This window comes from Alteraurantiacibacter lauratis (assembly GCF_037154155.1).
Taxonomy (GTDB): Bacteria; Pseudomonadota; Alphaproteobacteria; order Sphingomonadales; family Sphingomonadaceae; genus Alteraurantiacibacter; species Alteraurantiacibacter lauratis.
On record NZ_JBANRN010000007.1, the window covers coordinates 72694 to 94702 of the forward strand.

The following is a 22009-nucleotide window of genomic DNA, read 5'->3' on the forward strand; positions in this document are numbered from 1 at the left end:
AAAGGGCGGGTTTCACGACCCGCCCTTTGCTTTTTCAGCCAGATGTTTACCGCACCCTAGTGATTGTGGCGCGGCAGGCCCTTTTGCGCAGTGCCGCGGTATTTCAGCGCGAATTCCATCACCCCGCCTTCGCCCAGTTGCCCGGTCTTTTCGCGGTAGAGTTCTTCCCACGGCGTGTTCGACGGCAGAATCGGCGGCGCGGGCTCCTCCGCCAGACGGCGGGCAATCTCGGCCTCGTCCACCAGCGCGTTACAAGTGCCCTCGTTCAGATCGACGCGGATGATATCGCCATCACGCAGCCAGGCCAGCCCGCCGCCCACCGCGCTTTCGGGCGAGACATTGAGGATGGAGGGGCTGTCCGAGGTGCCCGATTGCCGGCCGTCGCCAAGTGTCGGAAGCCACGAAACACCGCGCCGGATCATCGCATCGGGCGGCTGCATGTTCACCACCTCGGCGCTGCCCGGCCAGCCGATCACCCCCGAACCACGGATCACCAGGATGCAATCCTCGTCAATATTGAGCGCGGGATCGTTGATCCGGTGGTGGTAATCGTCCGACCCGTCAAACACCACGGCGCGCGCTTCGAAAATGCCTTCTGCACCGGGGCGCGAGAGATAGCGGGCGCGAAATTCGGGCGAGATGACCGACGTTTTCAGCACACCGAAATCGAACAGATTCCCCTTCAGAACCATGAAGCCCGCCTTTTCCATCAGCGGATCGGCAAAGGGGCGGATCATCTCGCGGTCGGTGCTTTCGCGCCCCTCCAGGTTTTCCGCGATCGGCCGGCCGGTGCAGGTCAGGCAATCGGCGTGGAGCTTGCCCGCTTGCAACAACTCCCACATGACCGCCGGAACGCCGCCCGCGCGGTGGAAGCGCTCGCCCAGATATTTGCCAGCCGGCTGCATATTGAGCAGCAGCGGCAGATCATAGCCGTGATCTTGCCACACACTGGTCGGCAGATCGACCCCGGCATGGGCGGCCATCGCCTGGATATGCGGCTGCGCATTGCTCGACCCGCCGCAGGCGCTGACGACGGCCACCGCGTTTTCGAAAGCCTCGCGGGTCAGGATTTTCGACGGGCGCAGGTCTTCGTGCACCATTTCGACGATGCGCACACCGGTGCGATAGGCCATCTGTCCGCGCTCGCGGTAAGGCGCGGGAATTGCCGCACAGCCTGTGAGCGACAGACCCAGCGCTTCGGCCACGGCGTTCATCGTGCTGGCCGTGCCCATCGAATTGCAATGCCCGGCGGATGGTGCGCTGGAAGTGGCGCGATCGAGGAATTCCTCCTCGTCGATCTCGCCCGCCGCCAGCTTGCGGCGGCTGCGCCAGATCACCGTGCCGCTGCCCACCAGTTCGCCTTCATGCCAACCGTCGAGCATCGGCCCGCCCGACAGCACGATGGCGGGAATATCCACGGTCGATGCAGCCATGATCTGGCTGGGAGTGGTCTTGTCGCAGCCGGTGGTCAGAACCACGCCGTCGAGGGGATAGCCGTTGAGCAGTTCCACCAGCCCCAGATAGAGGAGGTTGCGATCAAGAGCGGCGGTGGGACGGCGGCAGTTCTCGAAGATCGGGTGCACCGGAAATTCGATGGGTATGCCGCCTGCATCGCGGATGCCATCGCGCGTGCGCTTGGCCAGATCGACATGGATGCGGTTGCAGGGGGACAGGTCGCTGCCGCTTTGCGCGATGCCGATGATCGGTTTGCCGCTACGCAGTTCTTCGGGCGTGACGCCGTAATTCATGAACCGCTCCAGATAGAGCGCGGTCATGTCCATGCGGGCAGGATTGTCAAACCAGTCGCGGCTGCGCAGACGGCGCCCCGCATTCCCATTTTCAGCAGGCATTAGTTGGATTTCCCTCGCGTGGGGCTTTGGCCTCGTGTGCGGCTCTGGGCGAGCGACGGCGCGGCATCGGATTCGCGCCGGATCAGCACATAGGGCAGGGTTTCCTGTTCGGGGCGCACTTTCTCCCCGTGCAGCTTGGCCCGGATCATCCGGGTAATCGCGCCCACGGCCCATGCGGTCATCTCGCGGATGGGCTGGCGGATCGTGGTGAGTTCGGGCCAGATCGAACTGGCCATGTCGGTATCGTCGAACCCGCACACGGTGATATCGTTGGGCACATCCAGATGGCGGCGATGCGCCACGGCAACCGTGGCAGCAGCCATATCATCGTTGGAGGCGAAGATGGCGGTGGGCCGCGGCTCCACCGAAAGCAGTTTCTCTGCCCCGTCCATGCCCGAACGGTAGGTAAAGCGGCCCTGAACAATCAGCTGCTCATCGACCTCAATCTTGGAGTCGCGCAAGGCGGCCAGATAGCCGTTGAGGCGGCGGTCGGCGGCGACCTGTTCCGGGTTACCGATGATGAAGCCAATGCGCCGATGGCCAAGGCCGATGATGTGCATCGTCATGTCATAGGCAGCCTGGAAATCGTCGATCAGCACCGCGCCCTGCGATCCGGCGGCGCGGCCCGGCCCAACCGCCACGGCAATCGCATCCAGTTCCGCCACAAGGTTGAGCACGTCCTGATCGTCGCACAAGGGCGGTGGCAGGATGAAACCGCGGATCCCGCCTTCGGCCAGATTGCGCACCAATTGCTTGGCGGAGGACACATCCTCGCACGATTGCACCACCAGCTGCACATCGCGGCGGCTGGCCTCTTCCAATGCACCCATCAGGAACTCGCTGAGATAGGAGGCCGAGGGGTTATCGAACAGCAGGGCAATGCGCACCTGTTCCCCGCCTGCAAGGCTGCGCGCGGCGCGGTTGGGGGAATAATTGAGCTTGGCAATCGCGGCCATCACCTGGTTGCGGGTGGCATCGCGCACATTGCCTTCGGAATTGATGACGCGGCTGACCGTCATGGGGGAGCAATTCGCCTCGCGCGCGACATCGGCAATGGTGGGCGCGCCAAGGTGGCGGCGTGCACCGCGCGTCCTGCGTTTGGTTACCGTCTGCCCCTCTTGCGTCATCACTATTGCCATAGACCTGCTATCCCCAGCCCCGCAAGCGTCTGTTCACAAGCGTAGTTGGCCGCAAACTCAATTTCCGGGTGCTTCCGGGAAAGTCAGCGAGCGGTAGTAATCCAGCGTGTGCGCCGGCGCCGGCGTTCCGGCCGGCAATTCGCGCCCGTTCACCGATTGCCAATAGGCGAGGCTGGCATCGCGCCACCAGCGGGCCTCGTTTGCCTGAATCGCCAGGTTTTCGGTCACCGCGCGGTGGCGCCGTGCATCGACAAAAGGCGCAAGGTTTGCCCAAGAGTCTGCCATGGCATCGACCGCGGCAACCCCGCTGTCATAACGGTGCACCAGTTCAGCCCACAGGCTGCGCCCGGACGGCATGGGGTGATCCCAGCTGACGCGGTGGAACCAGAGCAGCCAAATGGGATCCGTGCTGGCAGGATCGGCCCATTGCGCGGCGATAGCGGGCGCGTATTGCGCAAGGGCATTGGTGCCGCTTTCCGTGCGGTCGAACCCGATGCCGTTTGCATCGGCGCGGTGGTAATAGCACGGGTTCCATTCGGGCCGCTCCAGGTCGCAGACCCACGGCGCGGGTCCGTAATGGTGGCCCGTGCCCATCAGGTGCGCGAGGCCCAGCGGCGTCATGTAATTCACCACCGCCTCGCGGCTGCCCAGCATCATTGGCACAACCGAATCGAGAAAGGCGGGTGCGCGGCTGAAGGTCTGCGCGGCCCATTCGCGCGCGATCGTCTCGCTGGAAAGCGTGGGGTCCCAGGCCAAGCGGCCAAAAGCATACCAATTGGCCTGATCGAAATCGGAACCCGACCAGTTACGGTCCGACCCGGTATTGGCCACCCCTGCCATGCCGACAGGCGAGGTTACCTCTGCCACGGTCGCGCCATGGCCGGTATCGGCCCTCAGCACTTCCTCCCACATCGGGGCAAGGAAGGCGAGGTGGCTGGCAAAGCCCAGATATTCCTTGGTAATCTGCGCCTCCAGCATCAGCCGGGTATGGGGCATGGCGCCGAACATAGGGTGAAACGGCTCGCGCGGCTGGAAATCGATTGCGCCGTTCTTCACCTGCACGATGACATTCTCGGCAAACTGGCCATCGAGCGGCACGAACTCGGCATAGGCCTGCGCGTGGCGGTCGGTCTCGTCAAATTCGGAATAGACGAAAGCGCGCCAGATCACCGTGCCCCGCTCGCCCAGCGCCTCGGCCAGCATGTTCGCCCCGTCGGCGTGGGTGCGGCCGTAATCCTGCGGGCCGGGCTGGCCTTCGGAATTGGCCTTGACCAGAAAGCCGCCAAAATCGGGAATGGCGGCGTAAATCTCGTCCGCCTTGGCTTTCCACCACGCGCGCACGGCGGGGTCGAGCGGGTCCGCCGTGGGCAATCCGCCAATGTCGCGCGGGGCACTGAAGCGGGCCGACAGGAACACACGGATGCCGTAAGGCCGCCAGGCGTCCGCCAGCCGCGCGAGCTTCTCGATATAGCGGGCCTCCAGCATGAAGGCACGCGCATTGACATTGTTGACCGCCACCGCGTTGATGCCGATGCTGGCATTGGCGCGCGCGTAATCGATCATCCGCTCGTCCATTCGCTGCGGCAGATGCCACCAATCGAATATGGAACGCCCGGCATAGCCGCGCTCGACATGACCATCCGGGTTGTCCCAGTGGTTGAGCATACGCAGCGGCATGGCGGGAGCGGAGGCGATGTTGAGGCTGCGCGGATCAGCGCCCTGCGCCAGTTCGCGCAGCAGGGCGTAGGTGCCGTAGAGGCAACCCAGATCGGAACCCGCCAGCAGCGTCACGGCGTCTGCTGCACCGGCGAGGCGGAAACTGCCATCAGCAGGCAAGGCCGGATCAGCGCAATGAAGCGCGATCTTTCCTTGCCCATCATCTGCCAGAGGACGGGCCAGCATGGACGCAAGTCCACGTTCCAGTTCGGCAATTGCGATGTCGGTGGTTTCGCTGTCAGGCGTTGCGCTGTCGAAATGGACCACCGGATTGAACGCCTGCAACCGCTCCAGCGCTGCCCCTTCCAGCGGCGCATATCTCAGCCACAGATCATACCCATCCTCCGCCTGCGCCGTTTGCGACGGCAACAAGGCGAGAAACGCGGCAGCCACAACTGCGAATGGCGCTTTCCAGCTTTTTCCTCTCATGAGTGTTAGCGCTACCAGAAGGGGGCTTCCAGTCAAGCTGCCACGGGCACGGAACAATACCGATCAAGGAATTGCTGGTGTTCCGGCAGGCGCGCGACATGGTTATTTATACCATCGGCCAATCCCGCCAGCGACGCGGCGAGCCGCTCCTTGCCGATCATCCGGCCCAGACCATGCCGCCCCTGCGGCATCAGACCCTGCCCCAGCATCACCTGCACCCAGCTGTCCACGCGGAACAGTTCGTCATTCGCCTGATAGGCGGTGGCACTGTCGCGAAACAGCGCGATGCGCGCGGCAAGGCTTTCGGGAATATCCATCGTCCGGCAGGCATCCCAAAAGCTTTCCCCTTGGCGGTTGTTCAGGTGGTAATGCAGCACGATGAAATCGCGGATCGCCTCCAGCTCGCGCCGCGACAGATCGTTGTATCGGTCGCGCAACGCGTCGTTCACCCCGTCAAACGGGAACAATTGTGCCAGCCGCGTGACAGCGATCATGATGAGATGGATCGATGTGGATTCGAGTGGCTCGACAAATCCGCTCGACAGGCCGATCGCCACGCAATTGCGGTTCCAGCTCTTGCGGCGCGTGCCCGAAACATAGCGGATAAGGCGCGGATCGGTCAGCATCGGGCCGTCCAGCCGCCCTTTCAGCATGGCGAGCGCCTCGTCATCGGACAAATGGCTGCTGGCATAGACCAGCCCGTTGCCCACCCGGTGTTGCAGCGGGATCTGCCATTGCCAGCCCGCCCGGTGCGCCATGGCGCGGGTATAGGGGCGCGCAGGGCCGGATGCCTCGGTCTGGACCGCCAACGCCCGATCGGTGCCCAGCCAATGTGTCCAGTCCTCGTAGCCGGTATGCAGAGCCTGTTCGATCAGCAGTCCGCGAAAACCCGTGCAATCGATGAACAAATCGCCTTCGACCGATGCGCCATCTTCCATGTCGAGCGCGGCAATATCGCCGCTTTCCGCGTCCAGCCGGACGGATCGGATCTTGCCCTCGATCCGCTCCACGCCAAGCGGCTGGGCAAAACGACGCAGGAACTGGCCATAGGCGGTTGCATCCAAATGGTAGGCGTAATTGAGCACCGGCCCGCCCTTGGCATCACCGCCCGCGGCAAATTTCATCGCCAGCGCCGCCTGTGTTTCGAGGCTGTATTCGGCAATGTCGCCGGCCACGCCAAACGCGCGCGCTTCCAACCACATATGCTGGAAATCCGCCGCCCAGGTGCCCCGGCCCACCGTGCCAAAGGAATGGAAATAACTTTCCCCCTCGCGCGTCCAGTTCTCAAAGCTGATGCCCAGCTTGAAACTGGCCTGCGTCGCACGCACGAACTCCCGCTCGTCAATGCCCAGCAGATCGTGGAACCGGCGCGCGGTGGGGATCGTGCTTTCGCCCACGCCCACTGTCCCGATATCATCGGATTCCACCAGCGTGATCTGCACCAAAGGTCCCACGGCCTTCGCCAGCATGGCCGCCACGCACCAGCCCGCCGTGCCACCTCCTGCAATCACCACCCGCTTGACCGGCCTTCTTGCCATCGTCCTCTTGCCCTTCTGCTTACCGGTTCAGCCGGTGGAGCACCTGCGCGCGGAGCCGCCGCGCGGTCATCTCGGTCATCGGCCCAAGTGGCCCGCGTGCGCATTCGGGGATATGCGCCGCTGCCAAATCGCCGTCACCAAACACATAATATTCAAACAGTTCGCGCCACGCAGCCTTTTCGTGTGCGGGCCGGTCGCGCAAGGACAGGAGAGCGTGCAGCAGGGTTGTCTGCGGAGTGTCGATATGTGCGGGTACCGCGTTCCACCAGTAATTGACCATGGCATTGAACGGAGCCAGCGCATCGACCTGGTGCCACCACAGGGCCGGATAATAGAGCACATCGCCCGGTTCCAGATCTGCCACCAATGCCACCTCCATCGCGCGTGCAAAACGCGGGTAGCGGGCCAGATCGGGATTGCGGAAATCGACCATCGTCACCACTTGCCCGCCGGGTGTGGGTTCCAACGGGCCGGGATAGAGATTGGCCACCTGATCGGGTGGAAACAGCGTGAAGCGGCGCTGCCCCACCAGGCAGCACGCGATGTTGTTCGAGATGTCGTAATGCGCCGCTGCCGTGGTACGGTTGCCGATCCAGATGCTGGCCAGCACCGGCTTCACGGCAAAGTCGGGATGCGTCAGAGGCAGATCGTTTTCGGCGCGGAAGCCCGGCAGGAAGCGGTCAAGATCGGTCGAGCCGACATAGAGCGCGGGGGCGGAAGGATCGTCCAGGCCGGCGAGCAATTGCGCCAGCACGTCGCGCAGCGACGCACGGGTGGCATCGAAATTGAAGCCGTCCACTGCCGGTGTGTAATGAAAGCGCCCGCCGGTTTCGGGTGGCGCGGTGAAAAGCGTTACCGCCGCATCGCCGCTGAACCCGGCCAGATAAGCGGCAGCCTCCCGCGCTCCTGCAAGCCCTGCTTGCACAAGCGGCCAATCACGCGCCAAACCTTCGAGCACCACCGGCTGTCCTGCGGCAAACAGTTCGGCAAAGGGTATGGCATCGGGAGCAATTCCCGCCAGGCGGCGAACCGGGATGCCCCAATCGGGCATCAGGCCGGCACCTTCTCCAAAAGGGCCGCGCGGCGGGCGCTGCGCATATCGACAAGGCGCTGCAGATTGTCGAGCGAGGCAGCGATGAAGAAGGCCGAATGAAGGAAGCCGGGCCGATGCAGCGCTTCCAGTTCGGACCCTGAAAGCGCGGCCAACCGCTCCCTGTCGATCGTCACCGCGTTGGATATGGCGATCATCTCGTCCTCCGCCGTGCACAATTCGAGGTTGACCTGCCGCAGCAAGTCCGCGCGGGTCAGTGCCTCCACGAGGGGATCGAGCAGATCATGGCCGAGATAGATCGCACGCAGCACATTGCCGATGTGCTCCAGATAGCGCGTCTGCCCGCCATGCGGCAGAAACACCGCCTCGCCTTCCGAGCGAGACACGCGCGGATCGGCAAGGTCGATGCGGATCATTGGTTCCGTGCCTTCGGCTTCGGGCGCAGCTATGCTGAAAGGTCCGCGTTGCAGCGCCAGCGGCACATGGCGGGATTGCCAGCCAAGCGCGGGGTCAAGAAACAGATTCTCGCCATCCGCCAGCCCCAGAAGCGCCACCGGACGCAAGCGACCTTCGGCATCGTGGCGCAGCAGGATGGGAAATTCGCGCGCAGCGGCCTCGAATTCGGTGGGGAAGACCAGCACCTGATGCACCGCATCGCCATATTCCGCCGCGCCGCGCGTGATCACACGCAGATCGTGGTGGTCGACATTGTTGAGAAGGGCGTGGGTCATTCCAGTTGCAACTCGTCGTCAGGGTATGTCAGGCCATGCAGGAGCCTCGCTCGCACCAACCCTGAACCAATGTGCGGGAAATTGCCGCCTGCGGCAATGGCCCGGAAGGCAAAGAGAGGGGTCCTTGAACACAAGAACCCCTCCCCCGTTACGTCACTGTGGCGTCAGCCGATCAGAAGCGGTAGCGCGCACCCACCAGCACGCGCGGCTCCAGTTCCTGCGCGAACCAGAGCTGGTTCGTGTCGCGACCATAGGAACGCACCGGCTCGCTCAGGATGTTCACCGCTTCGAGCGAGAAGGTGATCTGCTCGTTGAAGTCATAGCTGACCGCCATGTCCAGCGTGCCGAAAGGCTCGAAGAACACCGGGTTGCGGCTGCCCCCGCGGTTCACACCCGCCAGGAACTTGTCGCGCCAGTTATAGGCAACGCGCGCCGAGATCGGACCAGCTTCGTAGATGCCGGTGATGTTGAAGCTGTCGGACAGACCGACCAGCGCGAAGACATCGGTGCCCGGATCGGACAGGATATCCACATCGACATCGCCATACACCTTCGTGAACGAGCCCGACACGCCGAACCCGGTATCGCCGAAGAAGTACTGGCCCTGCAGTTCGAAGCCATGAATGTTGCCTTCCCGGTTGTTGATCGGGGTGGACACCTGGAACACGAACAGCGGGTCGGAAGCGTTCGGCAGCACGTCGCGCGCGGCCAGCACCGTGTCCACGAAGGCCTGATTCAGCTGACCGTTGGGCTGGAGCTGTGCCTGGAACTGCGCGGTGGCCGCTGCCACATCGCCGTTGTTGGCGTCGATCAGCGCGGTCATCGTGAACAGGCTGACGTCGCTCAGCACCGCACCGAGATTGTTGATCACATCGCGCGCGGCGCCCGAACGCGTGCCAGGTGCACCAGTGGTGGGATCGCGCAGACCGAAGAGGTTCTGGTTGATCTGGCCCACGCCGACAAAGTTCGACACATTCTTCACGAAGAAGGCGCCCGACACGAAGCTGGTGGGAGCAAAATACCATTCCAGCGAGATGTCGAAATTGTCGGAGATCAGCGGCAGCAGGCCGGGGTTGCCCTGCGACCCGCCCGCGACACCGCCCAAGAGGGTCGGACGATCGGGGGCGTTGGCCGATTGCGAGGCGAACAGATTGCCATAGTCCGGACGGGCGATCGTCTTGGAATACGACACGCGGGCCACGACATCGTCAACCGGTTCGATGCGGAAGTCGATCGCGGGCAGCAACTTGCTGTATTCGCCGCCACGGGTGATTTCACCCACCTGCGCGCCGATCACGCGGGTAAAGTCGTTGTCCGAATCCCACTCGATAACCGAAGGGATCGCCACGCGCGAGAATGAGGTGGTCTTGGTGTTTTCCCACCGCGCACCCAGAACAAGGCCCGCTTCCCGGCCAGCCAGTTCGCCGTTCCAGTTGAACTGGGCATAGGCCGAGAAGATTTCTTCGCCAACGATGTCGAATTCGTTGCCGGTCACGTTGTTGGGATTGCCGCGCTGCGCGTAGATCGGGCTGAAAATTGCCGCCAGCTCCACCGCGTTGCCGAAATAGGCGACATCGGCATCACCGACATCGAACTTGTTGAACTTGCACGACAGACAGAACTCTTCCACGAGGTCACCCGCCTGCGCGGCAATTTCACCGACATTGTTGATGCCCCAGTCACCCAGCGTCTGCTGGGTCTGCGTGCGCGCGCTGGTCATCGACGAATCGATGTAGGTGGCACCAATGTCGAAGGTGCTGTTGCCATCCAGTTCCCAGTTCAACGCCGCGCCGAACTGATCAACCCGGTGGCGCTGCCGCGAGGCATTGGTGCGGTAGACCTGCGTGCCGAGATCGCCAATGTCGAGGCGGTTGTTATTGTTGCCACGGTCGTCGGCGGTACCGCGGATGCCGTCGGTTCCAAGGCCGCTGTCGTTCAGCGTCCAGCGCTGCACCGGCACACGGCCAGAGAAATCAACCGAGTGCGCATCGACCACCGGTGCACCCATGCTGAACAGCGTGGAGCTTGCACCGTTCGAGGCGCCCGGCGTCGACTGCGACACCGAGTGGTTGCCATCCAGTGTCAGCGTGAAACCATCGCCCAGTTCCCAGGCGAGGTTCAGGCCATAGGACTGCAATTCGGTGTCCGTCGCACGGAACTGCTGCTCAAAGCCGATGTCCTTGGTGCCATATCCCGCACCCTCGGCAATGAACACCGAAGTGGGCACCGGATCGTCGAGATCGAAGGTGATCCGGTCAAACGGGCGGTTGAACCAGTTGGTCTGGTCCATGCGCTGTTCCTGCTGTTCGTTGCGGACATACATCGCATCGGCAGTGATGGTCAGCGTCTCCACCGGACGGAACTGCATCGTGCCCGCCAGGTTGAGACGCTCACGCTCGAATTCCGAATAGTGGTAGCGGCTGTCGTTGGGGACAGCCACCAGCGTGTTCGGATTGCTCGGCGTGCCGGTCACCTGGGTCGAACCGCCACGGCCAGGGAAGCTGGCAAACGGACTGATATTCCACGCATTCGACGTGGCGCTGACCGCTTCGCTGTTACGCAGCTGGTAGGCCCCGAACAGCGACACGCCAAAGGTTTCAGCCTCGTCCGTCCAGGTCAGCACACCCGACAGTTCGGGGTCAACGCGGAAGTCGGAGTTCGACAGGTCATACAGTGCCTTGGCGCCGATCGAACCGCGCAGGCCATCGCCGCGCGCATCGAGCGGACGCTGGGTGACGACATTGATCGCCGCACCGATGCCACCCGACGGGATCGAGGCGCGGCCTGTCTTGTACACTTCAAGGCGCTGCACGCCTTCCGAAGCGAGATTGTTGAAGTCGAACGAACGGCCGGTGGCGCGGCTGAAGTCCACATCCTGGTCACCGCCGACCGAATTGACAAAGGTGGTGGCGATCTGGCGACCATTTACTGTCACCAGGTTGAAGGCCGGGCCGAAACCGCGAACGGTGACCTGCGAACCTTCGCCATTGATGCGGCTGATCGACACACCGGGAATGCGCTGCAGCGATTCGGCAAGGTTGGTATCGGGGAACTCGCCGATATCCTCGGCCGAAATCGCGTCCACCACGCCGAAGTTCTCGCGCTTGATGTCCATCGCCTGCTCAAGGCTGGCGCGTACGCCGGTGACGATGATCATATCAGACGTCGTGTCCTGCGCCATGGCTGCCGGAGCGGCAACGCCCAGCGCCAGGACGGATACGCCGGCAGCAAGCACGGCGCGGCCACCCGCGGACGAACGACGACAAACGGAATTACTGGCCGAAGCCTTCATGACTTTCCTCCCCTCAACGACGGCATTCATATGCCGTTCTGCCCACTGGCGGGCGGCCAGTCGGGAGACCGAGCCGCCTGTGTAGCGATGATAGCGCTACCACGATGCTGCATCTAACAGTCAGCCTTGCGTTGTCAATCGGTTCAATGCCAAGATTCCATAAAATTTCCCGCACCTTATGGCACGATAGCGTTATCGAAAAGCCTGTCGAAATGGCGGAATTCTGCCCATTTTCGGCACAAATCCCCTTCCATCTAGCCGGGCTGGCGCCTCAAAAGGCCGGCTTCGGTTCATCCCGATTTTCCCCCGGATCAGCGCCCCGCTTGCAGATCGCCGCCTTTGGCTGGCAGCCAGAGCATGGCACCAGAAACAGGCCGACTCGCGTCCGTGGGCAAGTCTTACGGAGCTCATGCGCGGCAACTGCTTGCCCTCACGATATTTCTGCCGCGCACCGCGAGAGGGAACCCATGTGAGCCGCCGCCGGGGCCGATCTCCCTTGAGCCCTTACACCAAATTCTGCGCAATTTCCGGCGAACGGCGGAAGGCGGTTGACATCGCCTTACCAATCCGGATGATAGCGCTACCAAGATAGGTGGTCGGTGAAGCGGCCGCAGGGAGAGAAACGATCATGCGTATCATGCTGCGGGCAAGTCTTGCCGCCAGCGCCGCATTAATGGCGCTCACCGGGCCGGTGGCAAGTCCAGCTCTTGCGCAGGGCGCGCCTGCTGGTTCCACGCCGGCAGATCTTGCAAGGCTGGCGCGGCCGCCCGCCGACGCGCCTTACCGCAACCCCGCGCTGCCCACTGCCCAGCGCGTGGCCGATTTGCTCGCGCGCATGACGCTGGAGGAGAAGGTCGCACAGATCATCACCTTGTGGGACAACAAGGTGGAAATCCAGAACGCCGATCACAGCTTCAACCCGGCGCTTGCCAGCCAGCGCATTCCGCACGGGCTGGGCATGCTGGCGCGGCCCAGCGATCTGGCGGGCCCCACCAGCCCGCGCGTGAACCCGCCGCGCAGCATTGAGGACAGCCTGGAATATGTCCGGCAGATGCAGGACTGGGCGATCAACGAAACCCGTCTTGGCATACCGGTGCTGTTTCACGAAGAATCGCTGCACGGCCTTGCCGCCCGCGATGCCACCAGCTTTCCGCAATCCATCGCGCTGGCCAGCACCTGGAACCCCGATCTGGTGCGCGAGGTGAACGATTACATTGCCTCAGAAGTGCGTGCCCGCGGGGTGCACATGGTGCTCTCGCCCGTGGTCGATATCGTGCGCGACCCGCGCTGGGGCCGGATCGAGGAGACCTTTGGCGAAGATCCGTTCCTCGTGGGCGAGATGGGCGTTGCCGCCGTGGAAGGCCTGCAGGGGCCGGGCCGCAACCACCGGCTGGGCGAAGGGCAGGTCTTTGCCACGCTCAAGCATATGACCGGCCACGGCCAACCCGAAAGCGGCACCAATATCGGCCCCGCGCCGATTTCGGAACGCACGCTGCGCGAGGCGTTTTTCCCGCCGTTCGAACAGGTCGTGCGCCGCACCGCGATTGCCGCCGTTATGGCCAGCTATAACGAGATTGACGGCGTGCCCAGCCATTCGAGCGACTGGCTGCTGAGGGATGTGCTGCGCGGCGAATGGGGTTTCGAAGGCGCGGTGGTATCCGATTACTACGCCATCGAGCAGATGGCGGAAATCCACCGGATTGTGCCCGATATCCCCTCGGCCGCGCGTTTGGCGCTGAACGCCGGGGTGGATATCGATCTGCCGGTAGGCGCGGCCTTCTCCACCCTGCCCGCGCAGGTCGCGGCAGGGGTGGTCGATCCGGCGCGCATTGACGAGGCGGTTGCGCGGATGCTGGCGATCAAGTTTGACGCGGGCCTATTTGAAAACCCCTATGGCGATCTGGCCGCGGCGCAGCGGTCGAATACCGAGGAAGGCATCGCCCTTGCCCGCCGCGCGGCCGAGGCTTCGCTGATCCTGCTCAAGAACGAAGGCGGCACGCTGCCGCTGGCGCTTCCGGAGGCCGGCGCACCGCGCCCCACCATTGCAGTCATCGGCCCCAATGCCGATGTGGCGCGGCTGGGCGGCTATTACGGCATCCCGCGCGCCACCGTCTCCCCGCTGGCGGGTATCCGCGCGGCTGTGGGCGACCGGGCGAATATCGTCCATGCCGAAGGCGTACGCATCACCGAGAATGACGATTGGTGGGAAGACGAGGTCACGCTGGCGGACCCTGCCGAAAACCGCGCCCGCATTGCCGAGGCGGTCGAGGCCGCGCGCGGGGCCGATACGATCGTGCTGTTTATCGGGGACACCGAACAGACCAGCCGCGAAGCCTGGGCGAATGAACATCTGGGCGACCGCAGCAGCCTTGATCTGGTGGGCGAACAGAACGAATTGTTCACCGCCCTGAAGGCACTGGGCAAGCCCATCGTTGCCGTGCTGGTGAACGGCCGCCCGCCCAGCTATCCGCTGATCGCCGCTGAGGCCGATGCGATCCTCGAAACATGGTATGCGGGCGAGCAGCAGGGCCATGCCATTGCCGATGCGCTGTTTGGCCGCATCAATCCGGGCGGCAAGCTGCCCGTGACGGTGGCGCGCGAAGTGGGCCAGTTGCCGGTTTTCTACAACCACAAGCCGACCGCGCGGCGCGGCTATTTGTTTTCGGAAGTCAGCCCGCTTTATCCCTTTGGCTTTGGCCTTTCCTACACCAGTTTCGCTTTCGGCGAGCCAGTCCTCTCCTCTCCCACCATCCGCGCGGGCGAAGCCGTGACGGTGCGCGTGCCGGTGACCAATACCGGCGCGCGTGCGGGCGACGAGGTCGTGCAGGTATACTTGCGCGACGAGGTGAGCAGCGTTACCCGCCCGGTCAAGGAACTGGCGGGTTTCCGGCGCGTCACCCTCCAGCCCGGCGAAACGCAAATGGTGGACATCACCATCCGCCCTGAAAGCTTTGCCCTGTGGAACCGCGAGATGCAGCGCGTGACCGAGCCGGGCACCTTCACCATCATGGTCGGGCCGAACTCGGTCGACCTTGTCTCCACCACGCTGGAGATCGTGCAATGAACGCTCCCTTTTTCCGCGCGTCCCTTGTTTCACGCCGCTCGGCGCTGAAACTCCTGGCGGGCGGCAGCATGGCCGCGATGGCGGTGGCACAGGCGCCTGCCGCCTTTGCCCAAGGATCGCAACCGCTATACAAGGATGCTGCCGCCCCCATCCCCCTGCGCGTGGCCGATCTGATGGCGCGCATGACCCTGCGCGAGAAGGTTCAGCAGATCCGCACCGCCTGGCAGGGCAAGGGTGACATGATCGACGATCTGGTCTTCAACCCGGCCAAGGCCAGCGCCGCTTTCCCCGATGGCATCGGCCATATCACCCGCCCGTCGGACAAGCGCGGCGTGCCCGGCATCACCGGCGCGGCGGGCGGCACGGCGGCCCGTTGGCGCACCCCGCGCGAGACGGTGGATTTCATCAACGCGGTGCAGCGCTGGGCGCTGGAAGACACGCGGCTGGGCATTCCCGTGTTGTTCCACGAGGAATCGCTGCACGGCTACATGGCGACAGAGGCTACCATGTTCCCGCAGGCCATCGCGCTGGCCGGCACATTCGACACCGATCTGATGTACCGCGTTCAATCGGTGATCGCGCGCGAGGCGCGGGCGCGCGGTGTGCGCTATGTGCTCTCGCCCGTGGTCGATACGGTGCGCGATCCGCGCTGGGGCCGGATCGAGGAATGCTGGGGCGAATGTCCCTATCTCTGCGCCGAGATGGGCGTGGCGGCGGTCGAAGGCCTGCAAGGGCGCGGCAAGTTCGAGAAGCTGGCGGATGACAAGGTCTTTGCCACGCTCAAGCACATGACCGGCCATGGTCAGCCCGAAGCGGGCAACAATATCAGCCCCGCGCAGCTTTCCGAACGCGATTTGCGCGAAAACTTCTTCCCGCCCTTCCGCGAAATCGTGCAGCGCACCAGCGTGGGGGCGGTGATGCCCAGCTATAACGAGATTGATGGCATACCCAGCCACGCCAATGTCTGGCTGCTCGACACCGTGCTGCGCGGCGAATGGGGCTTTGATGGCATCATCGCCAGCGATTACGGCGGAGTGCACGAACTCCACACGCTGCACCATGTGGCGCGCGATCTGGAAGATGCCGCGCACCAGGCGCTGCTTGCGGGCGTGGACAGCGAACTGCCCGAAGGCATGGCTTTTGCCACGCTGGAAGAGGCGGTCGAGGCGGGCCGGATTCCGCTGGAACTGGTGGACCGCGCCTGCGCCCGGATGCTCACCTTCAAGATGCGCTGCGGCCTCTTCGAAAATCCCTATGGCAGCTGGGAAAAGACCGAAGCGCTGACCGGCAATGCCGAGGCCCGCGCATTGGCGCTGGAAGCGGCGCGCAAATCAATGTGCCTGCTCACCAACCCCACCGGCGCCTTGCCTCTAGACGAGGCGACGATGGGCCGCGTCGCGGTGATCGGGCCGAACCACGCGATTGCCCGCCTGGGCGGCTATTCCAGCGTGCCCAAACAGGCGATCAGCCTGATCGAAGGCTTGCGCGAAATTGCCCCGCAGGCCGATTTCGTCACCGCGCAAGGGGTGTTCATCACCACCAGCGAGGACCGCTCGCAAAGCGATGTGCGCCTTGCCCCGCGTGACGAGAACCTGCGCCTGATTGCCGAGGCGGCCGAAGTGGCGCGCACCGCCAACACCGTGATCCTGGCGATTGGCGATACCGAACAGACCAGCCGCGAAGGCTTTGCCACCACGCATCTGGGCGACCGCACGGTGATCGACATCGTGGGCGAACAGAACGAACTGGTGGATGCCATTGCCGCCGTCTGCGCCGAAACGGGCGCGAAGCTGATCGTGTGCGCCATCAACGGCCGTTCGCCCAGCTGGCCCAATGTGGTGGCCAAGGCCGATGCCGTGCTCGAATGCTGGTATCCGGGGCAGGAAGGCGGCATCGCCATGGCCGAGGCTCTGCTGGGCCGCATCAATCCGGGCGCGAAACTGCCCGTCAGCGTGGTGCGCAATGAAGGGCAGATCCCGCTGTTCTACAATCACAAACCCAGCGCGCGGCGCGGCTATCTGTTTGACGATGTGACGCCGCTGTTCCCGTTTGGCCACGGCCTTTCCTACACCACGTTCGACATCTCGGCCCCGCGCGTGGGCAAATCCGCATTCGGCACGGCAGAGGATGTACCTGTCGAGGTCACCGTGACCAATACCGGCAACCGCGAAGGCGACGAGGTGGTGCAGCTCTACATCACCCGCCGCGACGTGTCGGTGACGCGCCCGGTGCTGGAGTTGAAAGGCTTTCAACGCGTGACCTTGCAGCCGGGTGAAAGCCGGACCCTGTCTTTCACCATCACGCCGGCGCAGCTGTCCTTCTGGAACCGCGACATGGTGGAAGTGAACGAGCCCGGCCCCGTTACCCTTTCGGCCGGCAACAGCAGCGCCAATCTGCGCGCAACGGAGATCGTGATCCAGTGACCTTGGGCAAAAATCCCCTCTCGCTTGACCGGCGCACCCTTCTGTCGGGCATGGCCGCCGCGCCTTTGATTGGTATGGGCGCAGGTGCGTTCAGCCCCGCGCGGGCCCAGCATGGGCGCGACGGTGCCGTGCCCGCGCCCGAAGGCAGCCTGGATGCGATTGCGCGCCGCAGCGGTCGCCGGTTCGGAAGCGCGATCAACTGGAACGCGGGCACCAATGGCGGCTCAATCCAGAACCCGCTGTATACCCGCATAATCAATGCCGAATGCAGCCTTGTGGTGCCGGAAAACGAGCTGAAGTGGCAGTGGACGCGCCCCGCGCCCGATACTTACGACTTCACCCGGATGGACGCGATTGCCGCCTGGGCACGGGCGAATGGCAAGGGTTTGCGTGGGCATACGCTGTTGTGGCACCGGCCACGCTGGTTCCCCGATTGGCTGAACAATTACGATTACGGCGCTAACCCGGTGCAAGAGGCGGAGCGGATGCTGGTCGATCACATCCGCACCGTGACCGACCGCTATCGCGGCCAGATCACCAGCTATGATGTGGTGAACGAAGCGATTGACCACGACACCAACCGCACCATCGAAACCAGCATGAGCCGCGCGATGGGCAGCCCCGAAGCGGTGATCGATCTGGCCTTCCATGTGGCGCGCGAACAGCTGCCCGATGGGGAACTGGTCTATAACGACTATATGAGCTGGGAGCCGGCACATCTTGCACACTGCAACGATGTGCTGCGCCTGCTCGAAGGGATGAAGGCGCGCGGTGTGCCGTGCGATGCGCTGGGGATCCAGTCGCATATCGAGATGTTCGCGATCGATCCCGCAACCGGTGTGGGCCCTTATCTGGAGCGCGAATGGCGCCGCTTCTGCGATGAGGTGGTGGGCATGGGCTACAAGCTGATGATCACCGAGTTTGACGTGAAGGACAAGGCGCTGCCCGGTGCCATTCCCGAACGCGACGCGAAGATCGCCGATTTCACGCGCCGCTATTTCGATGTGATGCTCGATTATTCGGAACTGACCGACATTCTCGCCTGGGGCATGGTCGACCGTTTCAGCTGGCTCCAGGGCTTTGCCCCGCGCGATGACGGGCTGGAAGTGCGCGCCTGCCCCTATTCCAGTGAGTACGCCGCAAAACCGATGCGTGAGGCCATTGCTTCATCGCTGATGTCGGCCGCACTGGCACAGGGATAAACCAACTTCACAGGGCAGTCTCCCCGATTGCCACCTCAAGGGGTCAGCCGAAAGGCTGGCCCCCTTTTTTGCCCGCCGTTCGCGCCGACAGCAGAACAGCAAAGGGCCGTCCGGCGCAATGCCGGACGGCCCTTTGTCTCTTTCGCGAAAAAGGGCCGCCGTGGGAGAGCGGCGGCCCTTTCCGTCCTGGCCAGGAGCTTAGAACTGGCCGCGGAGAATGAACGAGAAACGACGGTCGTTCATGAAGTAGGAACGCGGCGCAAGCTGGTCCGGATTGCCCGTATAGGCCTGCGTGGTGCGCGTCACTTCGTTGGTCAGGTTCACGCCCTGCACACCAATGCGGACATTGGGCAGGATGGCGTAAAAGATCGACGCATCCAGCTGTCCCGTCGGCTCGTTGAAGATCGAGAAGTACGGGAAAATCACGTCGCTTGCGGTCAGCAGGAAACGTGAACGCCAGTTATAGGCGGCACGCATCGAGAGCGGACCCGATTCATAGAACACCGTCACGTTCGCGTTGTGCTTGGACAGTTGCTCTAGCGGAAGGTTGCCCGGCGGCACCGTCGAGTTGTTCGGCAGGTTGCCACCGTTCAGGAAAGTGTTCGGCAGACCTGAGCTCTTGATGAAGGTGTAGTTCGCCGAGGTGCCGAGACCGCTGAGCAGGCCAGGCAAAAAGTCGAACGTCTGCTGATAGGCAATTTCGAAACCCTTGATCTCACCTGAGCCGTCGAAGTTGGCCGGCCCGCGCACAAACACGTTCTCGGTCACGCCGTTGTTGGTGATGGCACGCTGCGTCACGTCCTGGAAGAAGAAGTTCTTCACCCGCTTGTAGAACAGGTTACCAGTAAGCGAGCCGACCGTGTCGAAATACCATTCGGCGGTCAGGTCGAACTGCCACGCGGTCGCCGGCTTCAGGAACGGATTGCCGGCGTTCGCCGTCAGGTTGCCGCTCTGATCCAAGCCGATGGTCAGGAAGTTGCGGATGTAGGCGTTGTCGGGACGGGTCAGCACCTTGGACGCAGCAAAGCGCAAGATCACGTCATCTGCCGCTTCAAAACGAGCATTGAAGCTGGGCAGCCAGTAATCGTACTCGAACTGGGCAATGTCAGCCCGACCCTGACCGTTGGCGAACTGCTGCAGGGCTGCATATCCCGTCGGTCCGCGCAGACAGACGCCGCCCGGACGGCTCGGCTCGGTGCCCGGAGGGGCGCCATCGGGCACTTCCTCGATCGCGCAGCGCACATCATACGGATCCACAATGTTCAGCGCCTGCTGGGTCGGCACGCCAACCCGTCCGTCCGAACGAATATCGCTGCGCACGTAACGCACGCCGAAGTTACCGGCCAGACGGCTGCCCAGGAAGTTATCCGACGCAAAGTTGAACATGATGTAGCCGGCCGCATCCTGCTGGTAGACCGGCTGCTTGTCATCGGGGATATAGCCGTCAGCATCCGCAGCGTTTTCGGTACCGACGTTACGCTCGGCGAGCGGATTCCACGAGGGATTTGCACCCAGGGCACGCGCCTGTGCCTGAATCGAGCGGAAGAAATTCACACTGCCCGCATAATCTTTGATCAGATCGCCAGTGTAATAGAATCCGCCGAGCGGCCCCGGAGCGTTGCCGCGGAAGAAGTTGGGGAAGTCGTAATAAGCCGAAGCAGACTGTGGCGTATCCGCGAAATTGATCGGGCGATCACCTGTCCAGGTTTCGCTGAGCATACCCCAGTTGTAAGTCGAATAGCGGATATCCTGCTGACGATCCTGATAGCGCGCACCCACCTTGACCCTACGGATGAACGCATCGTCGCTGATGTCATACGCAAGATCTGCCTGCATCGCATATTGCGAACCCGTGCTGTCCTCGATGTGGTCCATCGCAGCACGCCAGAACTGGAAGCGTGGATCAGAGAAATACTCGGCCTCGGTCGCGTCGCGCAACACTGCGCTGGGCTGCGACCAGGTATAGCCGAGGAACTGCGGCTTGCGCGGTGTCACCACCGGATAGCGGCCGGTCAGGTCAAGCTCCTGATCTGCGAAGATCGAACCGAAGACGCTGACATCCAGATTGTCCTTCTGCGAATGTGCGTATTGCAGATCGAGCGAGGCGTGCAGACGATCGGTCAACTGGCTGCGAACATTGAAGCTCGCATCCATATTGGTGGTTTCGTCCAGCACCTGCCGACGGGCGAGCGATTGCTGCAGACCGCCCACTGGCACGAAATTGGAACGCCCGTCATGCACCGGACCGCGCCAGCCGTTCGATGCGTTGACGATATAACCCGACTGGAACAGGCCATTTGCGTCATATTCAAAGTCCGTGAAGCCACCCACCGGGCACTGCGCGCGCGGTGTGGGATCGCCCAGCGAACCATCGGCGTTGACCCGGTTCGGGCCGTTCTGGTTCTGCTGACACCCGATCGGGAAGGTCGAATATTCCGAAAGGTCCGGCGCGGTTTCGTAGGTATATTCGCCCCAGGCATTGGTGGTGTGCGAACGGATGAACTCGGCCGTCACGCGGGTGCCGCCATCAGGCGTTTCGTACTGGGCAGACACCGAGAAACCATCGCGCTGGCGATTGAATTCCTGCGTACGGAACTGGCCGCCCAGCGGCGCGTAACGCGTGCCCGCATAATCGGCAAAGCCATCCGCACCCGCCGCGCCCGCAGCGCCGCAGGCCGAACCCGGAGGCGGAAGAGTCGTCGTATCGGTGTCACCGGGAAGCGGGTTGCGGCATACCTGCGTGCCGCCGGCATTGGCCGCGTTAACAAGACGGCCATCGCGCGTCTGGAAATTGGTGATCTGCAGGCCGTCGGCGCGGCTCTTGATCTGCGAATAGGAGCCGGAGACGAGGATCCCGAAGGTGCCCGCATCGGTTTCCCAGGTGTTACTGATCAGGCCCGAAAGGGTGGGCGTCCACTCCTTCGCCATGTCACCGTAATTGGCTTCCGCGCCGAAAGCGATCTGGAAACCGCCGCGATCCAGCGGCTTGCGCGTGACAAGGTTCACTGTGCCCGCCAGACCACCTTCAATCATGTCGGCGGTGGCATTCTTGGAAATGACCACCGAACCGAGCAGTTCGGAAGGCACGTCGGCGAAATTCAGCGCCTGCCCACCCACGCCGGCAGCAAAGGCAGTGCGGCCGTTGAATTCGGAACGCACAAAGTTGAGGCCGCGGATAACCACGCCCGAACCTTCGACAGAGAAGTGGTCAGGATCGTTCGAACCGGCAAAGCGGTTGATCGCGATGCCCGGCACGCGCTGCAGAGCTTCGGTAACCGAACGGTCGGGCAGCGCGCCGATATCTTCGGCGGTGATCGCGTCGACAACCGTGTCGGAATCGCGCTTGATGTTCTGCGCATTCGCCAGCGACTGGCGGATGCCGGTCACCAGAATGACGTCGCTCGACGCTTCTGCCGCAACAGGCGCGGCATCCTGCGCCATCGCACCGCCCGAGAGCAGCATACCCCCCAGCACCGCGGCCGAGGCCCCGGCGCGCAGCAAATTACGGGTCTTGCGGATTTCATTTGCCCCGGTTGAACGGCCGACAAAAGCAACGTTGGTGTGAGCCACCTTT

General features: G+C 63.3%; 12 protein-coding genes. 3 read left to right on the forward strand and 9 right to left on the reverse strand.

Features of this window, described 5'->3' with window-relative positions; genetic code table 11:
- Positions 1 to 56: 56 nt before the first annotated feature.
- The 8 genes from WFP39_RS08365 to WFP39_RS08400 form a co-directional block, all read right to left on the reverse strand.
- A complete protein-coding gene (locus WFP39_RS08365; RefSeq protein ID WP_336918958.1) occupies positions 57 to 1850 on the reverse strand; it encodes an IlvD/Edd family dehydratase in 1794 nt (597 codons plus the stop codon).
- Complete coding sequence (locus tag WFP39_RS08370; RefSeq protein ID WP_336918959.1) at positions 1850 to 2977, reverse strand: LacI family DNA-binding transcriptional regulator; 1128 nt, start codon at positions 2975 to 2977, stop codon at positions 1850 to 1852. Before WFP39_RS08370 ends, WFP39_RS08365 begins: the two co-directional genes overlap by 1 nt.
- A 69-nt stretch (positions 2978 to 3046) precedes the next feature.
- On the reverse strand, positions 3047 to 5134 hold the full coding sequence (locus WFP39_RS08375; RefSeq protein WP_336918960.1) for an alpha-glucuronidase family glycosyl hydrolase: 2088 nt from the start codon (positions 5132 to 5134) through the stop codon (positions 3047 to 3049).
- A 32-nt stretch (positions 5135 to 5166) separates the two neighbouring features.
- Positions 5167 to 6672 carry a tryptophan halogenase family protein gene (locus WFP39_RS08380; protein WP_336918962.1) on the reverse strand — a complete coding sequence of 502 codons (1506 nt, stop codon included), beginning with the start codon at positions 6670 to 6672 and terminating at the stop codon, positions 5167 to 5169.
- A 19-nt stretch (positions 6673 to 6691) separates the two neighbouring features.
- Entirely contained in the window at positions 6692 to 7723 is a 1032-nt protein-coding gene (locus WFP39_RS08385) for a cupin-like domain-containing protein (protein ID WP_336918963.1), read from the reverse strand.
- Positions 7723 to 8454 carry a SapC family protein gene (locus tag WFP39_RS08390; protein ID WP_336918964.1) on the reverse strand — a complete coding sequence of 244 codons (732 nt, stop codon included), beginning with the start codon at positions 8452 to 8454 and terminating at the stop codon, positions 7723 to 7725. The genes WFP39_RS08385 and WFP39_RS08390 overlap by 1 nt, the downstream gene beginning before the upstream one ends.
- 172 nt (positions 8455 to 8626) lie before the next feature.
- Positions 8627 to 11689 carry a TonB-dependent receptor gene (locus tag WFP39_RS08395; RefSeq protein WP_336918966.1) on the reverse strand — a complete coding sequence of 1021 codons (3063 nt, stop codon included), beginning with the start codon at positions 11687 to 11689 and terminating at the stop codon, positions 8627 to 8629.
- A 561-nt stretch (positions 11690 to 12250) separates the two neighbouring features.
- Positions 12251 to 12376, reverse strand: a complete 126-nt coding sequence (locus WFP39_RS08400) for a hypothetical protein (RefSeq protein ID WP_336918967.1) — start codon at positions 12374 to 12376, stop codon at positions 12251 to 12253.
- On the opposite strand from WFP39_RS08400, the gene WFP39_RS08405 reads away from it, so the two are divergent.
- From WFP39_RS08405 to WFP39_RS08415, 3 genes are read left to right on the forward strand one after another with little or no spacing between them, the layout of a single operon-like run.
- Positions 12375 to 14810, forward strand: coding sequence for a glycoside hydrolase family 3 N-terminal domain-containing protein (locus tag WFP39_RS08405; RefSeq protein WP_336918968.1), 2436 nt, complete (start codon positions 12375 to 12377; stop codon positions 14808 to 14810). The two genes, WFP39_RS08400 and WFP39_RS08405, sit on opposite strands and share 2 nt — an antisense overlap.
- A complete protein-coding gene (locus WFP39_RS08410) occupies positions 14807 to 17233 on the forward strand; it encodes a glycoside hydrolase family 3 N-terminal domain-containing protein (RefSeq protein WP_377923388.1) in 2427 nt (808 codons plus the stop codon). Before WFP39_RS08405 ends, WFP39_RS08410 begins: the two co-directional genes overlap by 4 nt.
- Positions 17230 to 18435: an endo-1,4-beta-xylanase gene (locus WFP39_RS08415; RefSeq protein WP_336918969.1), complete on the forward strand. Its 1206-nt coding sequence runs from the start codon at positions 17230 to 17232 to the stop codon at positions 18433 to 18435. The genes WFP39_RS08410 and WFP39_RS08415 overlap by 4 nt, the downstream gene beginning before the upstream one ends.
- Before the next feature lie 198 nt (positions 18436 to 18633).
- On the opposite strand, the gene WFP39_RS08420 is transcribed toward WFP39_RS08415, so the two are convergent.
- On the reverse strand, positions 18634 to 22005 hold the full coding sequence (locus WFP39_RS08420) for a TonB-dependent receptor (protein ID WP_336918970.1): 3372 nt from the start codon (positions 22003 to 22005) through the stop codon (positions 18634 to 18636).
- Between the last annotated feature and the right edge of the window lie 4 nt (positions 22006 to 22009).

What these genes read in the sequence shown, in the direction of transcription:
- WFP39_RS08370 (WP_336918959.1), bottom strand. Translation starts at nt 2,977, where the DNA reads ATGACGCAAGAGGGGCAGACGGTAACCAAACGCAGGACGCGCGGTGCA.
- WFP39_RS08365 (WP_336918958.1), bottom strand. Translation starts at nt 1,850, where the DNA reads ATGCCTGCTGAAAATGGGAATGCGGGGCGCCGTCTGCGCAGCCGCGAC.
- WFP39_RS08385 (WP_336918963.1), bottom strand. Translation starts at nt 7,723, where the DNA reads ATGCCCGATTGGGGCATCCCGGTTCGCCGCCTGGCGGGAATTGCTCCC.
- WFP39_RS08375 (WP_336918960.1), bottom strand. Translation starts at nt 5,134, where the DNA reads ATGAGAGGAAAAAGCTGGAAAGCGCCATTCGCAGTTGTGGCTGCCGCG.
- WFP39_RS08400 (WP_336918967.1), bottom strand. Translation starts at nt 12,376, where the DNA reads ATGATCGTTTCTCTCCCTGCGGCCGCTTCACCGACCACCTATCTTGGT.
- WFP39_RS08380 (WP_336918962.1), bottom strand. Translation starts at nt 6,672, where the DNA reads ATGGCAAGAAGGCCGGTCAAGCGGGTGGTGATTGCAGGAGGTGGCACG.
- WFP39_RS08405 (WP_336918968.1), top strand. Translation starts at nt 12,375, where the DNA reads ATGCGTATCATGCTGCGGGCAAGTCTTGCCGCCAGCGCCGCATTAATG.
- WFP39_RS08410 (WP_377923388.1), top strand. Translation starts at nt 14,807, where the DNA reads ATGAACGCTCCCTTTTTCCGCGCGTCCCTTGTTTCACGCCGCTCGGCG.
- WFP39_RS08390 (WP_336918964.1), bottom strand. Translation starts at nt 8,454, where the DNA reads ATGACCCACGCCCTTCTCAACAATGTCGACCACCACGATCTGCGTGTG.